This window comes from Streptomyces sp. BBFR25 (assembly GCF_044590125.1).
Classification (GTDB): Bacteria; Actinomycetota; Actinomycetes; order Streptomycetales; family Streptomycetaceae; genus Streptomyces; species Streptomyces canus_D.
Map to the genome: position 1 here is coordinate 5,544,237 of NZ_CP172447.1, position 19,345 is coordinate 5,563,581.

The following is a 19,345-nucleotide window of genomic DNA, read 5'->3' on the forward strand; positions in this document are numbered from 1 at the left end:
TGACCTGCGCTTCCCCGGCCCGGGGAGGGACATCCGGCACTCACTGTCAGTGGGCGCCGCTAGCCTCTGAGACGTGCCCGCCCACATCACCGATCCCGAGCAGCTCAAGGAGCTCCTCGGCATCCCCTTCACCCCGGAGCAGACGGCCTGCATCGTCGCGCCGCCCGCACCGCAGGTGATCGTGGCCGGAGCCGGGTCGGGCAAGACGACGGTGATGGCGGCCCGCGTGGTGTGGCTGGTCGGCACCGGCCAGGTCGCCCCGGAACAGGTCCTCGGCCTCACCTTCACCAACAAGGCGGCCGGTGAACTCGCCGAACGCGTCCGCAAGGCCCTGATCCGGGCGGGCGTGACCGACCCGGACGTGATCGACCCGGACCACCCGCCGGGCGAGCCCGCGATCTCGACGTACCACGCCTTCGCGGGCCGTCTCCTGACCGACCACGGCCTGCGCCTCGGTCTCGAACCGACCTCCCGCCTGCTCGCCGACGCCACCCGCTACCAGCTCGCCGCGCGGGTCCTGCGCGAGGCCCCCGGGCCCTATCCGGCGCTCACCCGGTCCTTCGCCGACCTGGTCAGCGACCTCCTCGCCCTCGACGCCGAACTCGCCGAGCACCTCGTACGCCCCGAAGACCTGCGCACCTGGGACGCCGGTCTCCTGGACACCCTGGAGGGCGTCCGGCTCGGCAACGCCGATCTGCGCAAGGTCCCCGAGGCCGCCGCCGCCCGCCGCGAACTGGCCGACCTGGTGCTCCGCTACCGGGCCGCCAAACGCGAGCGGGACCTGCTCGACTTCGGCGACCAGATCGCCCTGTCCGCGCGGCTCGCCGGACTCCCCGAGGTGGGCCGCGTGCTGCGCGACGAGTACCGGGTCGTGCTGCTCGACGAGTACCAGGACACCTCCGTGGCCCAGCGCATCCTCCTGGCGGGCCTGTTCGGCGGCGGCACCGGCCATCCCGTGACCGCCGTGGGCGACCCATGCCAGGCCATCTACGGCTGGCGCGGCGCCTCCGTCGCCAACCTCGACGACTTCCCCGAGCACTTCGCCCACGCGGACGGACGGCCCGCGGCCCGTCAGGCGCTCAGCGAGAACCGCCGCAGCGGCGGCCGCCTCCTCGACCTCGCCAACGGCCTCGCCGAGCCCCTGCGCGCCATGCACGCGGGCGTGGAGGCCCTGCGACCGGCCCCGGGCGCCGAACGCGACGGCATGGTCCGCTGCGCTCTGCTGCGCACCCACGCCGAGGAGATCGCCTGGATCGCCGACTCCGTCGCCCACCTCGTGCGCACCGGCACGGCACCCGGTGAGATCGCCGTCCTGTGCCGCACGGCGACCGACTTCGCCGAGATCCAGGGCGCGCTGGTGGCCCGGGACGTCCCCGTCGAGGTCGTCGGCCTCTCCGGACTGCTGCACCTTCCCGAGGTGGCCGATCTGGTCGCCGTCTGCGAGGTTCTCCAAGACCCGGGCGCCAACGCCTCCCTGGTGCGTTTGCTCTCCGGGCCGCGCTGGCGCATCGGCCCGCGCGACCTGGCCCTCCTGGGCCGTCGCGCCCGGCTGCTGGTGAGCCACGCGCGCGTGGAGGGCGACGACGACCCCGACCGGAGGCTCGCCGAGGCCGTCGAGGGAGTCGACCCGTCCGAGGTGATATCGCTGGCGGACGCCCTGGACACCTTCCTGGAGACGCCGCTGGACGGCACCGGGGACGACGACGGGCTGCCCTTCTCGGCCGACGCGCGCGTGCGGTTCGCCCGGCTGGCCACCGAGCTGCGCGAGCTGCGCCGGGCCCTGTCCGACCCGCTCATGGACGTCCTGCACCGCGTCCTCGCCGTCACCGGCCTGGAGGTCGAGCTGTCGGCGTCCCCGCACGCCCTGGCGGCGCGCCGCCGCGAGACCCTGTCCAACTTCCTCGACGTCGCCGCGTCCTTCGCCGCGGGCGACGGCGCGGCCACCCTGCTCGCCTTCCTCGGCTTCCTGCGCACGGCCGCGCAGTACGAGAAGGGCCTGGACAACGCGCTGCCGGGCGGCGAGAACACCGTCAAGGTGCTCACCGCGCACAAGTCCAAGGGCCTGGAGTGGGACGTCGTCGCCGTGCCCGGCCTCGTGACCGGCACCTTCCCCAGCGGCCAGGGCCGCGAGAAGTGGACCGCCCAGGGCAAGGTGCTGCCGCACAGCCTGCGCGGCGACGCCGAGACCCTGCCGGACGTCGCCTCCTGGGACTCCCGGGGTCTGAAGGCCTTCCACGAGGCCATGAAGGACCACCAGCACACCGAGGAGCTCCGCCTCGGCTACGTCACCTTCACCCGCCCCCGCTCCCTGCTCCTCGGCTCCGGACACTGGTGGGGACCCAGCCAGAAGAAGCCCCGCGGACCGTCCGACTTCCTCACCGCCCTGTACGAGCACTGCGCCGCCGGACACGGCGAGATCGAGGCCTGGGCGGACGAGCCGGCCGAGGGCGAGGAGAACCCGGCACTGCACCGGGCGGCCGTCGACGAGGTCTGGCCCCTGCCCCTGGACGAGGAGGCACTCGCCCGGCGCCGGGCCGCCGCCGAGACGGTCCTCGCCCACCTGGACGGCCTCGCCTCCGGGGAGGGCGGCCTCCCGTCCGACCCCGGTACGTACGACGACCCCGGCACCTACGACGACCCCGACTGGCCGCCACCCCCGGAGGACGACGAGCCACTCCCGAAGGAAGCGGATCCCGACGGGGCCGCAGACCCCGACGACTGGGACACCTGGACCGCGGACCGCCCCACCACCCCGCGGGAGAGCCCCACGGTCCCGCACCAGGCGCCGCCGCCCCACGAACCCCCACCGGGCGCCGCACCCGCGCCCGTCCCCGCTCGCCTCACGCCGGAGGAGGCCCGCACCGTCGCCTCCTGGGACCGCGACCTCGACGCGCTCACCGGCGAGCTCCTGCGCGCCCGCGAGAGCGTCACCGAAGTGCACCTTCCGGCGTCGCTGACCGCTTCCCAGCTGCTGAGTCTGGCCGCCGACCCGGACGGCTTCGCCCAGGAGTTGGCCCGGCCCATGCCCCGCCCGCCGCAGCCCGCCGCGCGCCGCGGCACCCGGTTCCACGCCTGGGTCGAGGCCCGGTTCGAACCCCTGACGCTGCCCCTGATGGAGCCGGAGGAGCTGCCCGGCGGCGACGCCGAGATCGCCGACGAACAGGACCTGGAGTTCCTGAAGGACGCCTTCGAGCGCACCGAGTACGCCCGCCGCACACCCTTCCGCGTCGAGGCACCCTTCCAGCTCTCGCTCGCCGGCCGGGTCGTACGCGGCCGTATAGACGCCGTGTACAAGGAGGGCGACTCGGACACCGCGACGTACGAGATCGTCGACTGGAAGACGAACCGCGCCGCCACCGCCGACCCGCTCCAGCTCGCGCTCTACCGCATCGCCTGGGCCGAGCAACAGCACGTGCCGCTCGCCTCGGTGACGGCCGCCTTCCTGTACGTACGCACCGGCGAGGTCGTACGGCCCCGGGGTCTGCCGGACCGGGCGGCGCTGGAGAAGCTGCTGCTGGCCGAGCCGGTCGGTGACGAACCGCACGATCGGGGTGTCCGCGCGGGCCGATAGGCTCGTAGGCATGAGCCACCCCGTTGACAATGCTGTCAGCGCTGTCCGCACGTACATCGAACAGCACCGCGCCGCCTTCCTCGACGACCTCGTCGACTGGCTGCTCATCCCGTCCGTGTCGGCCCAGCCCGACCACGCGACCGATGTGCGCCGCAGCGCCGACTGGCTCGCCGCCAAACTGAAGGAGACCGGCTTCCCGACCGCCGAGGTCTGGCCCACCCCCGGCGCCCCCGCGGTCTTCGCCGAGTGGCCCTCCGGGGACCCGCAGGCGCCGACGGTCCTCGTCTACGGCCACCACGACGTACAGCCCGCCGCCCGCGTGGACGGCTGGCACAGCGACCCCTTCGACCCCGTCGTCCGTGACAACCGTCTCTACGCGCGCGGGGCGGCCGACGACAAGGGGCAGGTGTTCTTCCACACACTCGGTGTCCGCGCCCATCTCGCCGCCACCGGCCGCACCGCCCCCGCGGTCAACCTCAAGCTGTTGATCGAGGGCGAGGAGGAATCCGGCTCCCCGCACTTCCGCGCCCTCGTCGAGGAGCGCGCCGAGCGGCTCACCGCCGACGCGGTGGTCGTCTCCGACACCGGCATGTGGTCCGAGGACACCCCCACCGTCTGCACCGGCATGCGGGGCCTCGCCGAGTGCGAGATCCACCTGCACGGACCCGACCAGGACATCCACTCGGGCTCCTTCGGCGGCGCGGTCCCCAACCCGGCCACCGCCGTCGCCCGCCTGGTGGCCGCCCTGCACGACGAGCACGCGCGCGTGGCGATCCCCGGCTTCTACGACGGAGTGGAGGAGCTCACCGACCGCGAACGCGAGCTCTTCGCCGAGCTGCCCTTCGACGAGCGGCAGTGGCTGCGCACGGCCAAGTCGTACGCCGCCCACGGCGAAGCCGGACACACCACCCTGGAGCGCCTCTGGGCCCGCCCCACCGCCGAGGTCAACGGCATCGGCGGCGGCTACCAGGGCCCGGGCAGCAAGACGATCATCCCGTCGTCCGCCATGGTGAAGCTCTCCTTCCGCCTCGTCGCGGGTCAGGACCCGGGCCACGTGGAGAAGGCCGTCCGCGCCTGGGCCGACGACCAGGTCCCGCCGGGCATCCGCTGCGAGATCGCCTTCAGCTCCGCCACCCGCCCGTGCCTGACGCCGCTGGACCACCCGGCGCTGCGGTCCGTGGTCCGCGCGATGGGCCGGGCCTTCGGGAAACCGGTCCGCTTCACGCGTGAGGGGGGCTCAGGGCCGGCCGCCGACCTGCAGGAGGTCCTCGGAGCGCCGGTGCTCTTCCTCGGCATCTCCGTCCCGTCCGACGGCTGGCACGCCCCCGACGAGAAGGTGGAACTGGACCTGCTCCTCAAGGGCGTCGAAACCTCCGCCCACCTCTGGGGCGACCTGGCGGAGCACTGGCGTCCCGTGCCCTGATCGCCGCGCACGGTCCGGGACCCGACCGGCGTCGCGCGCGGCACACTGGAAAGGCCGCCCCGCCCCGCCGAGCCCTCCCGGACCCGGTCACCGCCCGCCGTACGAACCGCTGAACCCGCCTGCCGAACCGAACCGCTCACCGGGGGAGTTGGAAGCACCCGTGACCACCTGGACCGACCACACCGCCGACCGTCCCATCTCGCTCACCGCTCCCAGCGGCATCGACCGGGCCGCCCACCACCGCCTCGACGAGGCCTGGCTCGCGGCGGCGTGGAGCCACCCCTCGACGCGCTGCTTCGTGGTCTCCGGCGGCCAGGTCCTGATCGACGAGACGCCCGACGGGGCCACCGAACTCGTCATGACCCCCTCCTTCGAGGCCCCGCTCACCGAGGCGCACCGCTACTTCCTGGGCACCGACGAGGAGGGGACCAGCTACTTCGCCCTCCAGAAGGACTCGCTGCCCGGCCGCATGGACCAGTCCGCCCGCCCCGCGGGCCTGCGCGAGGCCGGCCTGCTCCTGTCGCCCCGGGACGCCGGGCTGATGGCCCACGCGGTCGCCCTGGAGAACTGGCAGCGTCTGCACCGGTTCTGCTCCCGCTGCGGCGAGCGCACCGTCATCGCCGCGGCAGGACACATCCGCCGTTGCCCCGCCTGTGGCGCCGAGCACTACCCGCGCACCGACCCGGCGGTGATCATGGCGGTCACGGACGAGGAGGACCGCATCCTGCTCGGCCGCCAGGTGCACTGGCCCGAGGGCCGCTTCTCGACCCTCGCCGGTTTCGTGGAGCCCGGGGAGTCCATCGAGCAGTCGGTGCGCCGCGAGGTCCAGGAGGAGGTCGGCGTCACCGTCGGCCCGGTCGAGTACGTCGCGAGCCAGCCGTGGCCCTTCCCGTCCAGCCTGATGCTCGGCTTCATGGCCCACGCCACGTCGACCGAGATCAACGTCGACGGCGACGAGATCCACGAGGCCCGCTGGTTCTCCCGCGAGGAACTGGGCGCCGCCTTCGACTCCGGCGAGGTGCTGCCGCCCTACGGCATCTCGATCGCCGCCCGCCTCATCGAGCTCTGGTACGGCAGGCCGTTGCCGACGCGCGGCGCTTTCTGAGCCCGAGGGCACAAGAGGGGCGGCCCACTCCCGCGACGGGAGTGGGCCGCCCTTGTCGACTTCTGCGACTGACCGCGTCCTGGCCTGCCGACTACGCGCCGATCTTCTGCTTCACCTGCGCCAGCGACGGGTTCGTCAGCGTCGAACCGTCGGGGAAGAGCACGGTCGGCACCGTCTGGTTTCCGCCGTTCGCCTTCTCCACGAACGCGGCGGACTCCGGGTCCTGCTCGATGTTGACCTCGGTGTACGCGATGCCCTCGCGGTCCATCTGGCTCTTCAGCCGACGGCAGTAGCCGCACCACGTGGTGCTGTACATCGTCACAGTGCCCGGCATGTCTCTCGTGCTCCTTCGGCGACTCGGGAAAGCGGCGTCTCGGGGGTGAGGTCGCAGGAGGGGAACGCCCGCGACGGCGCGACCATTCCCGTCGCGCATTCCCCGCACGGGACGCCTGTGGCGTGATGCCTGTCGCATCGGTACGACTATCGGTGCGTGCCTGTGGACAACCGACTCACCCGTCTCGCGAGACCTGGCAGCATGGCGGTGTGACAGCAGCAACGCACTCCACCCTCTTCCCGCAGGTACCGGACTCGGCCGACGCGGTGCTCGAAGGGCTCGACCCCGAGCAGCGCGAGGTGGCGACCGCCCTGCGCGGCCCGGTGTGTGTGCTGGCGGGAGCCGGTACGGGCAAGACCCGGGCGATCACCCACCGCATCGCCTACGGGGTGCGGGCCGGGATCCTCCAGCCCTCCAGCGTGCTCGCCGTCACCTTCACCAACCGTGCGGCCGGTGAGATGCGCGGTCGGCTGCGCCAGCTCGGCGCCGCCGGGGTGCAGGCCCGCACCTTCCACTCGGCGGCACTGCGGCAGCTCCAGTACTTCTGGCCGAAAGCGATCGGCGGCTCCCTGCCCAGGCTCGTCGACCGCAAGATCCAGCTCGTCGCCGACGCGGCCGCCGCCTGCCGCATCCGCCTCGACCGGGGCGAGCTGCGCGACGTCACCGCGGAGATCGAGTGGTCCAAGGTGACCCAGACCGTCCCCGCCGACTACGCCCCGGCGGCGGCCAAGGCCGGCCGTGAGGCACCCCGCGACCCGGCGGAGATCGCGCAGCTGTACGCCGCCTACGAGGACCTCAAGCGCGCCCGCTCCGTCATCGACTTCGAGGACGTGCTGCTGCTGACGGTGGCCGTCCTCCAGGACCGGCGCGACGTCGCCGAGCAGGTCCGCGCCCAGTACCAGCACTTCGTGGTCGACGAGTACCAGGACGTCAGCCCCCTCCAGCAGCGGCTGCTGGAGCTGTGGCTCGGGGACCGCGACGACCTGTGCGTGGTCGGCGACGCCAGCCAGACGATCTATTCGTTCACGGGAGCAACCCCCGACCATCTGCTCGACTTCCGCGGCCGCCACCCCGGAGCCACCGTCGTCAAGCTGGTCCGCGACTACCGGTCCACCCCGCAGGTCGTCCACCTCGCCAACGGCCTGCTCGCCCAGGCCCGGGGGCGAGCCGCCGACCACCGCCTGGAACTCGTCTCCCAGCGCCCCGCGGGCCCCGAGCCCGTCTACACCGAGTACGCCGACGAGCCGGCCGAGGCCGAGGGAGCGGCCCGCCGCATCCGCGAGCTCATCGACGCGGGGGTTCCGGCCGCCGAGATCGCCGTCCTGTTCCGTACCAACTCCCAGTCCGAGACCTACGAGCAGGCGCTCGCCGACGCTGGGGTGCCGTACCAGCTGCGGGGCGCGGAGCGCTTCTTCGACCGGCCGGAGGTGCGCAAGGCCGGCAGTGCCCTGCGGGCCGCGGCGCGCTTCGGCGGCAACGACTCGCTCCTCGACGACGTCGTCGACCTGCCCTCGCAGGTGCGCGCGGTGCTGTCGGGGGAGGGTTGGACGACCGAACCCCCGGCCGGGTCGGGTGCCGTGCGGGAGCGGTGGGAGTCGCTGGCCGCCCTGGTCGGCCTGGCCCAGGACTTCGCCGCCGCCAGAGCGGGGGCCAGCCTGAGCGACCTGGTCGTGGAACTCGACGAGCGGGCGAGCGCCCAGCACGCCCCGACGGTGCAGGGCGTCACCCTCGCCTCCCTGCATTCGGCCAAGGGCCTGGAGTGGGACGTCGTGTTCCTGGTCGGCGTCGCCGAGGGCATGATGCCGATCACCTACGCAAAGACCGACGAGCAGATCGAGGAGGAACGCCGCCTCCTCTACGTCGGTGTCACCCGCGCGCGTGAACGCCTGCACCTGTCCTGGTCACTGGCCCGGTCGCCCGGCGGCCGGCCGAGCCGCAGGCCCAGCCGCTTCCTGAAGGGACTGCGCCCCGGTTCGGGCACGGCGGGCGGGCGAGCAGCCGCCGGGGGCCCGGGAGGCGTGGAGCGCGGGTTCCGGGGCGGCGGTGGCGGTACCGTCGCCCCCGCGCCGAGACGGACCCAGCGGACGCCGGCCCGCTGCCGGGTCTGCGGGCGCACCCTCACCGACGCCGGTGAGATGAAGCTGATGCGCTGCGAGGGCTGCCCGTCCGACATGGACGAGGGCGTCTACGAGCGGCTGCGCGAGTGGCGGGCGCTGCAGGCGGGACGCAGCGGGCAGCCCGCGTTCTGCGTCTTCACCGACAAGACGCTGATGGCGATCGCGGAGTCCGTCCCGGAGGACGAGCGGGAGCTGGCCCGGATCCCAGGGGTCGGGGCGCGCAAGCTCAACCGCTACGGGGCCGACGTCCTGGCCATCTGCGCAGGCCAGGACGGTGTGGGGCTTGACGAGGACGACTGATACAAACTCGTCGAAAAAATAGTTTGCGCATGCCCCGGGAATCCCCATAGGTTCTTGGTCACGGGAGCAGCGGCCTTCCCGGAGGCCCTGAATCCGTGTTGTACTTGCATATCCGCGGACTGGTTCGTCCCAGTCCCCCGAGACGCCGAGAGGAGGCGAGCCCAGTGATCAGCATCAACAGCAGCTTCGTCGTCAGCTTCACCGCCAAAATGACCGATCGCTCGGCCGTCTCCCTGTGCACTCTCGGCGCTTCTCACTCGGGCACCGGTCTGTCCGGCATTCCTGCCGTGCGTCCGGCCGCCGTCGCTGCCCCCGCGGGCCTCCCCGTCCGCGAGCGCAATGAGCGACCGACCAAGGCACTGGAAGCAGCAGTAACGGCACAGGCGCAGGCCTATGCCTTTACCGCGACCGGTGCCGGATTCCGGAAGCAGACGACGCAGCACCACCTGATGTGGGCCTTCCGTGGGCCAGAACCCTGGAGTGATCCAGCCTGATCGCCGATCAGGCCGGCGCCTTCAGGGCCGCGGAACCCCACCCGGGATCCGCGGCCCTTCTGTTTGTCCCCGAACGGGGGCGACAGCACGAAGGAGCCTCGGGACAAGAAAAGAACCCGGTACCAAGCCGCCACCCGGTCAACCGGCCGGAACGAACAGACGAGGAAGACCACCCGTGCAACTCGAAGCGCACGCCCCGTCCGTACCGCCTTCCGACACGATCCCCAAGCCCTGTTCCACGGAGGACTCCACCTTGACCCCGCTCACCGCGCTCACCGCGCTCGACGACGCCATCGAGAACCTCGGCGTGCCCGTCCCCTGCCGCTCCTACGACCCGGAGGTCTTCTTCGCCGAGTCGCCGGCGGACGTGGAGTACGCCAAGTCCCTCTGCCGCACCTGCCCGCTGATCGAGGCCTGCCTCGCCGGTGCCAAGGAGCGGCGTGAGCCCTGGGGTGTCTGGGGTGGAGAGCTGTTCGTCCAGGGTGTCGTCGTCGCCCGGAAGCGGCCCCGTGGCCGCCCGCGCAAGAACCCGGTTTCGGCATGAACACCGCAGGAACGATCGACCGCCCCCTCACGTACGACCCCCAGAAGCAGGCCCCGATGAAGCCGTCCACCCACGACATCGCAGGCACCGCGCCTGAAGACTTCACCACCAGTGACGCGAAGGACTCGCGTCAGAACAGGACCCGTGAAATGCAACTCATCCCAGAAGCCCTGGCACGTGCGCATATGCACGATCGCCTGCATGAGGCCGAGCAGGAACGCCGGGCGCTGCGCCTGGTGACCGCTCGCCGGATGCAGCGCCGGGCGGAGCGCGCCTCGCTGCGTGCCCGGCGTGCGCTGGCCATGGCGGTCATGCAGTAACCGACACACCTGAAGCGGTGGTCTCCCAGCGGGAGATGAAGCTCCGCCCCCGGGGGCCGGTCCGTCCGAACGGACCGGCCCCCGGGGCGTGTGCGGAACCGGTGGATCAGGCCTCCGCGGCCGTCTCCTCCACCTCGTACACGTCCTCGCCCTCCTCGGCTACGTCCTCGTCCGCTTCTTCTGCCTCGTCCTCGGCGAGGAAACCGACCAGCCACTCCTCCAGCTCGTCGCGGAGGCGGACGGTGGCCCCCAGCTGGCACAGCACACCGATGGTGCTCAGGGTCACGCGGTGGATCAGCAGGTACGCCGGCGGCAGGTTGAGCTGCTTGGCCAACTGGTACGCGGGGGAGCGGGGGTCACCGATGCGGGCGGCCTGGCTCCGCATCCAGCCGCGGGTGAACGTGAACGCGTCGACCCGGGCCGGCTCGATGATCGGCAGGAGGTAGTCGAGAACGGCGTCGGGGTCCAGCTCTATCGACTCCTTGACGAAGCCCTCCGCGCAGAGCATCTCGTAGACGGCCTCCGCCTCGCCGTCCAGCGTCATGCGCAGGGCCTCGCCGATGGGCTCGGGCAGGCCGCCCGGCAGGCGGTCGACCGTGCCGAAGTCCAGGACGCCCAGGCGCCAGTCGTCCTCGCCCTCAGGCCCGCCGGGCAGCAGCCGGAAATTGCCGGGGTGCGGGTCGGCGTGCAGGAGCCCGGTGCGCGCGGGACCGGAGAACAGGAAGTGGGCCAGCAACTGGCCGGCCCGGTCGCGCTGCTCCTGCGTACCGTTCGAGATGATCTCCGACATCGGGATGCCGTCGATCCACTCGGTGATCAGCACCTGCTCGGACTGGTGGACGACGTCCGGTACCACGATGTCCGGGTCGTCCTCGAAGACCTCGGCGTGCGTCCGCTGGGCCTGCGCCTCCAGGCCGTAGTCCAGCTCCTCCGAGACCCGGTCCTTCAGCTCCGTGATCAACGGCTTGATGTCCATGCCGGGGACCAGCGGCCCGAGCAGGCGGGCGAAGCGGCTGAGCTGGTTCAGGTCGGACAGCAGGGCCTCACCGGCGCCCGGGTACTGCACCTTGACCGCCACCTCCCGGCCGTCGTGCCACACCCCCCGGTGCACCTGGCCGATGGAGGCGGCCGCGGCGGGCTTGTCCTCGAACTCCAGGAACAGGTCCTGCCAGTCCTCACCGAGCCGCTCCGCGAGCACGGAGTGCACGGTGCGCGTCGGCATCGGCGGTGCCGCCTCCTGCAACTTGGTCAGCGCGGCCCGGTAGGGACCGGCGACCTCCTCGGGCAGCGCCGACTCGAAGACGGACAGGGCCTGCCCGAACTTCATCGCCCCGCCCTTGAGCTCGCCCAGCACCTTGAACAGCTGGTCCGCGGTGCGCTGCTGCAGTTGCTGGCCGACGATCTCCGCGGACTCGCCCACGATTCGCTTGCCCAGCCCCCAGGTGGCCCGCCCGGCGAAGCCGAGCGGAAGCGCGGCGAGCTTGGCGGTCCGGGTGACCGCCTTGCGCGGAAGATCAGACATGCGCCCTCCAAGTCCCAGCCGGCCGTGTCGGTTGCACCTCGTGGCGCAGGTCCGCCGACGGCCCTTGCCCAGCCATTGTCGCGCGCCGCCCCCCGTCCTCGGGGATGTGTTCCTGCTTACCTTTCCCGGCCGCTCCGCAGGGGCACCCGGGGTGTGGCCGGACCGGCCGCACCTGCCACCGCAGACCGGGCAGCGCGACCTCCCAGCGCGCGCCGGTGCTCGACGGCGTCCGGCCGTCCAGGAAGGCGAGCGCGTGAGCCGCCGCGAACCCGGCGACGGTCGTCGCGAGGGTGAGGTCGCAGGGCGGTACCCGGCGCTGCCGGCCCGAGCGCCACTGCGCCACGAGCCGCGGCCAGGCCGGGTCCCGGTCGGTGCGGTCGGCGTGCAGACATCCGGCGCACCCCGTCTCACCGGGCAGGACGAGGGGGCCGACGACGCCCGTGCCCTCCACGACACCGGCGTACAGGTGGGGCGTGCCGGAAGCCATCAGGGATTCCGCGGCGGCCGGGTCGGGTGTGTGCACCGCGACATCGTCGCGCGGGGCGACGACCACCAGGCAGAACCCCGGGGCGTCGTCCTCGGGCGGTGTCGTCGGGCCTCGGCGCGGTGGTCGGTCGGGGGCGGCCCGGCGGACCACGCGGCGGGCCGTCTCGTCCCGGCGGTCGCCGACGGACTCGGCGGGCAGGCCGCCCGGAGCGACGTCCCACGGCTCGACGCGTCCGCCGTCGCGCACGTCGATCTCCCCGACGCCCGCGCCCGACAGCAGCCCCGCCAGCACCGCGCCCACCCGTCCCGCACCCCGCACACCCACCCGCTGGGCGCGTCGGGCGGCCAGGTGTCTGATCGCGTCGCCCGGTTCCGACGTGGTCAGGGACAGTGAGGCCAGGTCGGGGCGGAGCCGGTCGAGGACCTCCTTCTTCTTCCGCAGGGCGTCGGCGGCCGGCCCGCCGCCCCGGGAGTCGTCGAGGAGACCGGCCCGCGCCAGTCGCTCCACGACCCGGTCGACATGCCCGTCCGGCAGGTCCATGCCCTTCCCCGCCTCACGCAGGAGCGCCGGACCACGGGTGCCGTTGAGCAGTTCGAGGAAACTGCCCGTCGCCGTGTCCACCGGTGCCAGCGTCAGCGCGTGCGCCGGTGTCATGCCGAACTGCACGGTGTTCAGATCGCGCCAGCCGCGCCTGAGCGCGGGCTTCACCATCGGATGCATGCCAGGTCCCCCGTCTGTCTTGCCGTGTACTTCTTTGTCTTCCTGCGTCTTCCTGCGTCTTCCTGCGTCTTCGGGATTCGGTCGCGAAGCCGTCCGCGGGTGCCAGCATGCCCGGACGCGCTCGGAGGCGTCGAAAGTTGTCCACAGGCAGTGGGTATTCGTCGTACGAATCAGCCGCACACCTCCCAGGACGAGTGGTGGATCGGCGCCGATGCGTCCCGGAGCCGGGACTTCCCCGTGTGCAGCGGGTAACGTCGTGGCGTGTCCGCCGACCCACTGCACCGCGCCGGGGCACCCCCGCGCACACCGACGAATCCGCCGCCGAGCGGCCCGGGGACGAGCGCGATCGAGGTGCGCAGGAGCACCCGGCGACGTCGGACGGTATCCGCGTACCGCGAGGGCGATCGCACCGTCGTGCTGATCCCCGCCCGGATGTCCAAGGCCGAGGAGCAACGCTGGGTGAGCGTCATGCTGGACAAGCTGGCCGCCCAGGAGAGCAGGCGCGTCCTCGGTGACGCCGAGCTGGCCGCGCGCGCGGAGCGCCTGTCGGGGCAGTACTTCGAGGGCCGGGCCCGGCCCACCTCGGTCCGCTGGGTCACCAACCAGAACACCCGCTGGGGCTCGTGTACCCCGTCCGAGGGAAGCATCCGGCTGTCGCACCGTCTCCAGGGCATGCCCGAGTACGTCGTCGACTACGTCCTCCTGCACGAGCTGGCGCATCTGCTGGTCCCCGGTCACGGGCCCCGGTTCTGGCGCCTCCTCGAGGCCTATCCGCGGACCGAGCGCGCCAGGGGCTACCTGGAAGGCGTGGTCGCCGCGGACCGGCTGCCGCACGTACCCGGCGCCCGCAGCGAGTAGCACGAGCGGCCCGGACCGGGGTCCGCCACGGCCTCGCACGGGTTTCGTACCGGGTCTGTACCGACTTCCTCCGGTGTCGGTGTTTGCCGTTAGCCTGTCGCGACGCACTCACATTCGGATGGGGGACGGTCGTAACGCATGGCCAGGGAATTTCAACGCGGCCACAAGGCCAGGATCAGTGACCTCACCGCGGGCACGGATCTGTACGTAGGTGTGCAGATCTCCGGCCCCGGGCTGAGCTTCGACATCAGCTGCTTCGGTCTCGACGCCGACGAGCGCTTGTCGGACGACCGGTACTTCGTGTTCTTCAACCAACCGAAGACCCCAGAGGAGTCCATCCAGCTCCTGGGTGCGCAGGCGGGCGACACCGAATCCTTCCGGGTCACCCTGGACAGGATTCCGCAGCAGATCCAGAAGCTGTCCTTCACCGCGACGATCGACGGCGCGGGACAGATGTCGCAGGTGGGGCCCGGGTACCTCCGGATCGTCGCGGGTGGCGAGGAGGTGGCCCGGTACCCGTTCAGCGGCTCAGAGTTCTCCACCGAGCGCGCCGTGATGCTGGGCGACTTCTATCTGAAGGACGTGTGGCGGTTCGCCGCCGTCGGACAGGGCTTCGACGGCGGTCTCGACGCGCTGCTGAGAAACTTCGGCGGCGAGGTGGCCGAGGAAGAGACCCCCGCGCCGCAGCAGGCGCAGCAGCCGCAGACCGGTGCCGCCCCGAGCTTCGCCCCGCCCGCCCAAGCCTCGGCGCCGCCCGCCTTCGGCGCGCCCGCCGCGGCCGCACCGGCCCCGGCTCCCGCCCCGCAGGGCTTCGCTCCGCCGCCCGCCGCCACGCCGCCACCGGCTCCCGCCCCGGCGCCCGGGCCGGACGTGCACGCCGCGCAGACCATCGTCGCGCCCATGAACACGCCGCCCGGCGGTGCCCCGGTGCCGCCCCCCGCCCCGGCGCCCGCGCCGTACGGCCAGCCGGGCCAGCCCGGTCAGCAGCCGCCGTACGGCCAGGTACCCGGCCAGACCGCGCCGCCGCCCCCCGGCTACGGCCAACCGCAGGCACCCCAGGCCCCGCCCCCGCCGCCGGGCTACGGGCAGCCGACCGCGCCCCCCGGCTACGGGCAGCCCGGCCCGCCCATGGGACACGGCCAGCCGACGCCTCCGCCCGGCTACGGCCAGCCGACGCCTCCGCCCGGCTACGGCCAGCCGACGCCCCCGCCCGGCTACGGCCAGCCGACGCCCCAGGGCGCACCGCAGGGCATGCCCCAGGGAGCCCCGCAGGGTGCCGGTGTGACCGCGGCCCTCCAGCAGTTCCGGGAGACCGCGACCGGACAGCGCTGGACGCAGCAGAACAAGAAGCTGGTCCGCGTCGACCTCGGCGCGGAGGGCCAGCCCGTGCTCGCCCGGCAGGGCAGCATGGTGCTCTACCAGGGCAAGGTCGACTTCAGCTACAAGGGCGCCGGATTCGCCGGCCGGGTCGTGGGCAACGCGACCGGTCAGGAGATGCAGCTGATGCGCTGCACCGGCAAGGGACAGGTCTTCCTCGCGGACAACAGCGCGATGCTGCACCCCATCGAGCTCCAGGGAGACGCCGTGTGCGTCTCCGCGGAGAACGTCCTGGCCTTCGACGAGAGCCTCCAGTACGAGGTCCGCCGCATCGAGGGGCACGGCATCCCGGGCGGCGCGCTGTTCACGATGCAGTTCCAGGGCACCGGCACGATCGTCGTGAAGACGCACGGCGTGCCCGTGGTGCTGCCGGTCACGCCCACGACCTTCGCCGACTGCAACGCCGTGGTCGCCTGGTCCGCCGCCGCCCAGGTGGTCGTCTCCAGCCAGGTGCGGATGCGCCGCAACTCCTACGCGGGCGACACCGGCGAGAGCGTCAACCTGCAGTTCCGGGCCGCGCCCGGCAGCTTCGTCGTCGTCCAGCCGTACGAGATCTGAGGGAGAGCCCGACATGAACCAGCCGCTCGCGGGCTACGCTCCCGCACCCGTCGGCGCCCGCATGGAGAACCACGGCAACCACATGCTGAAGGTCGCCATGCAGACCGGAAACGACCTCCTCGCGCGCGTGGGCTCGATGGTCGCCTACGAGGGCTTCGTCCAGTACGAGCCGAACCCGCCGGCCGTCCGCCAGATCGCCAAGGACTGGATGACCGGCGAGGGCGCGCCCCTGATGAAGTGCTCCGGCGACGGACTGCTCTACCTCGCCGACTACGGCGCCAACGTCGTCGTCATCAACCTCAACGGCGACGGAATCTCCGTCAACGCCACCAACCTGCTCGCCTTCGACGCCCATCTGACGTGGGGTGTGGAGCGGGTCAAGGGCCTGGCGAAGTTCGCCGGGCAGGGCCTGTGGAACACCAGGATCTCCGGCCAGGGCTGGGTCGCGCTCACCTCCCGGGGCAAGCCGATCGTGGTCGACTGCGGCGGCGGCGAGGACGAGACCTACGTCGACCCGGACGCGCTCGTCGCCTGGTCCCCGAACCTCAAGGTGAAGGGCAAGCGCAGCTTCAAGGCGCAGTCGCTGATCGGCCGCGGCAGCGGCGAGGCCTTCCAGATGGCCTTCTCCGGTCAGGGCATCGTCGTCGTCCAGCCCAGCGAGGACAGCACCGACCGCCTCCGGGCCCGGGGCTGAGGGGGAGCCAGAACATCATGCAGAGCCCGATTTTCGCCTACAACGACCAGCAGACCCAGGAAGCCTGGAGCCTGCAGAACAAGCACATGCTCCGCGTCGCCCTCACGGGCCACGACGACGTGCTCGCCCGCAAGGGCACGATGGTCGCCTACCAGGGGCTCGTCGAGTTCGACGCCGAGTACCAGAGCAACAACCAGTCGCGCGCGCGTGCGCACACCGGTGAGGGCCTGGACCTGATGCGCTGCCACGGGCAGGGCACGGTCTACTTCTCCAACCTCGCCCAGTGCGTCCACGTGGTGGACGTCGACCAGGACGGCCTCACCGTCGACAGCAGCTACGTGCTCGCGATGGACTCGTCCCTGCACCACGAGGTCATCGCGGTGGACAGCCTCTACGGCATCTCCGGCTCGGGGAAGTACCAGCTCAACATCACCGGCCGGGGCAAGGTCGCCCTGATGACCTCGGGCTCCCCCCTGTTCATGCAGGTGACGCCCGACAAGTACGTCAACTGCGACGCCGACGCGATCGTCGCCTGGTCCACCGGCCTGCGCGTGCAGATGCAGGCCCAGACGCACTCCTCCGGGGTGTGGCGGCGCCGTGGCAACACCGGCGAGGGCTGGGAGCTGAGCTTCATGGGCAGCGGCTTCGCGCTCGTCCAGCCCAGCGAACTGCTGCCGCCGCAGAACGCCCAGGTCGGACAGGGTGTCGCCGCGCAGTACGGCATGGGGCAGCACGGGGCCCGCGGTCAGAACCAGGGCAACGCCTGGAGCTGAGCGCACCCACGGCCACCGTTCGGTAAGGGGTGATCGCCAGGGCGGTCACCCCTTACCGCTCACAGGCGGGCGCGGGTCGCCTCCAGCAGACGCACGACCGACTCGTCGGCCACGGCCGCGACCTCGGCGTACGGGAACCAGCGCAGGTCGAGGGACTCGTCGCTGATCGCCTCCACGGCACCCTCGGGAGCCACGGCCGCGTACTGGACGTCCAGGTGCCAGGCGCAGGGCGTGTGGTGGCGGTCCAGCCGCACGGGGCCGCCGGACAGCAGGGTCAGACCGGCGATGCCCGACTCCTCCGTGCCCTCGCGCAGGGCCGCCCGGGCCAGCGTCTCGTCGACCGGCTCGCAGTGACCGCCCATCTGCAGCCACATGCGCATCTTCTTGTGCAGGGTCAGCAGGACACGCTCGCGCGACGGGTCGATCACCATGGCGCTCGCGGTGAGGTGCCCGTCGGCGCAGGCCTTCCACATGCCGTCCGGATGGGTCGCGAGATGGTCCAGGTAGACCTGACGCAGCTCGTCCTGGCCCTCGTACCCCTTCAGGACCAGGACCGCGTCGTCGTGGAGACTCACTCGCCGTCGTCGCCCTTGGCCTCGTCCCGGCCGTCGTCCCGGCTCTCGCCCTGGTCCTTCTTCTTCAGATCGGGCTTGCCCGCCGCCTCGCCGAGCATCTTGTCCAGCTCGGAGAAGTCGAGCTGCTCTCGGTGCACGAAGCCGTCCGGGTCGTCCAGGTCGGTCGCGGTCGGCAGCATGTCCGGGTGGGCCCACAGGCCGTCCCGGCCGTCGACACCGTGCGCGTCCGTCAGGGACGCCCACAGGCGGGAGGCGTCGCGCAGGCGGCGCGGGCGCAGCTCCAGGCCGATCAGCGTCGCGAAGGTCTGCTCCGCCGGACCGCCCGAGGCGCGACGGCGGCGCAGCGTCTCGCGCAGCGCGTCGGCGGAGGACAGGCGCGGCTTGGCGGCGGTGTGCACCACCGCGTCCACCCAGCCCTCGACGAGCGCCAGGGCCGTCTCCAGACGGGCCAGGGCCGCCTTCTGCTCCGGGGTGTCCTCCGGCTGGAACATGCCCTGCTGGAGAGCCTCCTGCAGCTGCTCCGGGTTCTGCGGGTCGAACTGGCCGACCACGTCCTCCAGCTTGGCCGTGTCGACCTTGATGCCGCGGGCGTAGCCCTCGACGGCGCCGAACAGGTGCGAGCGCAGCCACGGCACGTGCGCGAAGAGGCGCTGGTGGGCGGCCTCGCGCAGGGCCAGGTACAGCCGCACCTCGTCCTGAGGCACACCGAGGTCCTTGCCGAACGACTCGATGTTCACCGGCAGCAGGGCGGCCTTGCCGGCCGGGCCGAGCGGCAGACCGACGTCGGTCGAGCCGACGACCTCACCGGCGAGCACGCCGACGGCCTGCCCGATCTGCGTGCCGAACATGGCGCCGCCCATGGACCGCATCATGCCGATCAGCGGGCCGGCCATGGCCTGCATCTCCTCCGGCAGGACGTCGCCCATGGCGTTGCCGACGCGCTCGGCGACCGGGTCGACCAGCTCGCGCCAGGCGGGCAGGGTCGCCTCGACCCACTCCGCGCGGCTCCAGGCGACGGCGGTGCCCGCGCCCGACGGCAGGGCCGTCGCGTCGTCCAGCCACAGGTCGGCCAGGCGCACGGCCTCCTGGACGGCATTGCGCTCGGCGGGACCGACGCTGGCGTCCTTGCGGCCGTCAGGCGTGCCCTGGGAGACCGTCTGGCGGGCGATCTGCTTGGCCATGTCCCAGTTCACCGGGCCGCCCTCGTAGGAGAGCATCTGGCCCAGCTGCTGGAACGCGGCGCCCAGGTCGTTGGGGTTCATGGAACCGAACATGGCAGCGAACGGGTTGTCCGCGCCGGGGCCGCCCAGGCCTCCGGCTCCGGACATCCCGAAACCGAACGGGTTGGCCGGTCCCTGACCACCGCCGCTCTGCTGGTCCTTCTTCTTGCCTTCGTCGCCGTCGTCCGGCTCCTCCGGCGGAAGGCCGAATCCGAATGGGGTGTCACTCACGGGGTTCCTCGGCTGGTAGGGCCGCCGGTTCTTTCCGGCGGCACGGCTGCCCGACTTCACCACCCAGCGTAGACACCCGAAGCCGTTCGGGCCTCGGTGCTTCGCCGACTGACGGCCTGCGG

General features: G+C 72.3%; 16 protein-coding genes. 11 read left to right on the plus strand and 5 right to left on the minus strand.

Annotated elements, in window-relative coordinates:
- Nucleotides 1–73 precede the first annotated feature (73 nt).
- The 3 genes from ACGH52_RS25410 to nudC all read left to right on the plus strand — a co-directional run bounded on the left by ACGH52_RS25410 (nucleotide 74) and on the right by nudC (nucleotide 6,099).
- Nucleotides 74–3,571 (plus strand): UvrD-helicase domain-containing protein, encoded by a 3,498-nt coding sequence (locus ACGH52_RS25410; protein ID WP_399942612.1) that lies wholly within the window; start codon nucleotides 74–76, stop codon nucleotides 3,569–3,571.
- A gap of 10 nt (nucleotides 3,572–3,581) precedes the next feature.
- Nucleotides 3,582–4,994 (plus strand): dipeptidase, encoded by a 1,413-nt coding sequence (locus tag ACGH52_RS25415; protein ID WP_399942615.1) that lies wholly within the window; start codon nucleotides 3,582–3,584, stop codon nucleotides 4,992–4,994.
- Between the two features lie 160 nt (nucleotides 4,995–5,154).
- Nucleotides 5,155–6,099: an NAD(+) diphosphatase gene (gene nudC, locus ACGH52_RS25420; RefSeq protein ID WP_059300691.1), complete on the plus strand. Its 945-nt coding sequence runs from the start codon at nucleotides 5,155–5,157 to the stop codon at nucleotides 6,097–6,099.
- A gap of 91 nt (nucleotides 6,100–6,190) precedes the next feature.
- On the opposite strand, the gene ACGH52_RS25425 is transcribed toward nudC, so the two are convergent.
- Complete coding sequence (locus tag ACGH52_RS25425; RefSeq protein WP_030400692.1) at nucleotides 6,191–6,433, minus strand: mycoredoxin; 243 nt, start codon at nucleotides 6,431–6,433, stop codon at nucleotides 6,191–6,193.
- A 209-nt stretch (nucleotides 6,434–6,642) separates the two neighbouring features.
- Here ACGH52_RS25425 and ACGH52_RS25430 point away from each other — a divergent pair, with 209 nt between their 5' ends.
- From ACGH52_RS25430 to ACGH52_RS25445, 4 genes are all read left to right on the plus strand, one after another.
- On the plus strand, nucleotides 6,643–8,850 hold the full coding sequence (locus tag ACGH52_RS25430) for an ATP-dependent DNA helicase UvrD2 (RefSeq protein WP_399942619.1): 2,208 nt from the start codon (nucleotides 6,643–6,645) through the stop codon (nucleotides 8,848–8,850).
- Between the two features lie 164 nt (nucleotides 8,851–9,014).
- Entirely contained in the window at nucleotides 9,015–9,344 is a 330-nt protein-coding gene (locus ACGH52_RS25435) for a hypothetical protein (protein ID WP_193777505.1), read from the plus strand.
- A gap of 175 nt (nucleotides 9,345–9,519) precedes the next feature.
- Nucleotides 9,520–9,888, plus strand: coding sequence for a WhiB family transcriptional regulator (locus ACGH52_RS25440; protein ID WP_003973786.1), 369 nt, complete (start codon nucleotides 9,520–9,522; stop codon nucleotides 9,886–9,888).
- Nucleotides 9,885–10,208 carry a hypothetical protein gene (locus tag ACGH52_RS25445; RefSeq protein WP_076976178.1) on the plus strand — a complete coding sequence of 108 codons (324 nt, stop codon included), beginning with the start codon at nucleotides 9,885–9,887 and terminating at the stop codon, nucleotides 10,206–10,208. The genes ACGH52_RS25440 and ACGH52_RS25445 overlap by 4 nt, the downstream gene beginning before the upstream one ends.
- A 106-nt stretch (nucleotides 10,209–10,314) precedes the next feature.
- Here ACGH52_RS25445 and ACGH52_RS25450 read toward each other — a convergent pair whose 3' ends face one another.
- Both ACGH52_RS25450 and ACGH52_RS25455 read right to left on the minus strand, forming a co-directional pair.
- Nucleotides 10,315–11,730, minus strand: coding sequence for an AarF/ABC1/UbiB kinase family protein (locus ACGH52_RS25450; protein ID WP_121701355.1), 1,416 nt, complete (start codon nucleotides 11,728–11,730; stop codon nucleotides 10,315–10,317).
- Nucleotides 11,723–12,937 carry a TOMM precursor leader peptide-binding protein gene (locus tag ACGH52_RS25455; protein WP_121701354.1) on the minus strand — a complete coding sequence of 405 codons (1,215 nt, stop codon included), beginning with the start codon at nucleotides 12,935–12,937 and terminating at the stop codon, nucleotides 11,723–11,725. Before ACGH52_RS25455 ends, ACGH52_RS25450 begins: the two co-directional genes overlap by 8 nt.
- 261 nt (nucleotides 12,938–13,198) lie before the next feature.
- Between ACGH52_RS25455 and ACGH52_RS25460 the strand changes: the two genes are divergently transcribed.
- From ACGH52_RS25460 to ACGH52_RS25475, 4 genes are all read left to right on the plus strand, one after another.
- Nucleotides 13,199–13,795, plus strand: coding sequence for a M48 family metallopeptidase (locus ACGH52_RS25460; protein ID WP_399942624.1), 597 nt, complete (start codon nucleotides 13,199–13,201; stop codon nucleotides 13,793–13,795).
- Nucleotides 13,796–13,933: 138 nt separating this feature from the next.
- A complete protein-coding gene (locus tag ACGH52_RS25465; RefSeq protein WP_399942627.1) occupies nucleotides 13,934–15,730 on the plus strand; it encodes a TerD family protein in 1,797 nt (598 codons plus the stop codon).
- A 13-nt stretch (nucleotides 15,731–15,743) separates the two neighbouring features.
- A complete protein-coding gene (locus tag ACGH52_RS25470) occupies nucleotides 15,744–16,424 on the plus strand; it encodes an AIM24 family protein (protein WP_121702051.1) in 681 nt (226 codons plus the stop codon).
- A 17-nt stretch (nucleotides 16,425–16,441) separates the two neighbouring features.
- The gene (locus tag ACGH52_RS25475; protein WP_076976183.1) at nucleotides 16,442–17,197 is read left to right on the plus strand and encodes an AIM24 family protein; all 756 of its coding nucleotides are present in this window, start codon (nucleotides 16,442–16,444) and stop codon (nucleotides 17,195–17,197) included.
- Between the two features lie 59 nt (nucleotides 17,198–17,256).
- Here the strand turns inward: ACGH52_RS25475 and ACGH52_RS25480 are convergent, their stop codons facing one another.
- A complete protein-coding gene (locus tag ACGH52_RS25480) occupies nucleotides 17,257–17,772 on the minus strand; it encodes an NUDIX hydrolase (RefSeq protein WP_121702050.1) in 516 nt (171 codons plus the stop codon).
- Nucleotides 17,769–19,223, minus strand: coding sequence for a zinc-dependent metalloprotease (locus ACGH52_RS25485; protein ID WP_399942631.1), 1,455 nt, complete (start codon nucleotides 19,221–19,223; stop codon nucleotides 17,769–17,771). The genes ACGH52_RS25480 and ACGH52_RS25485 overlap by 4 nt, the downstream gene beginning before the upstream one ends.
- Between the last annotated feature and the right edge of the window lie 122 nt (nucleotides 19,224–19,345).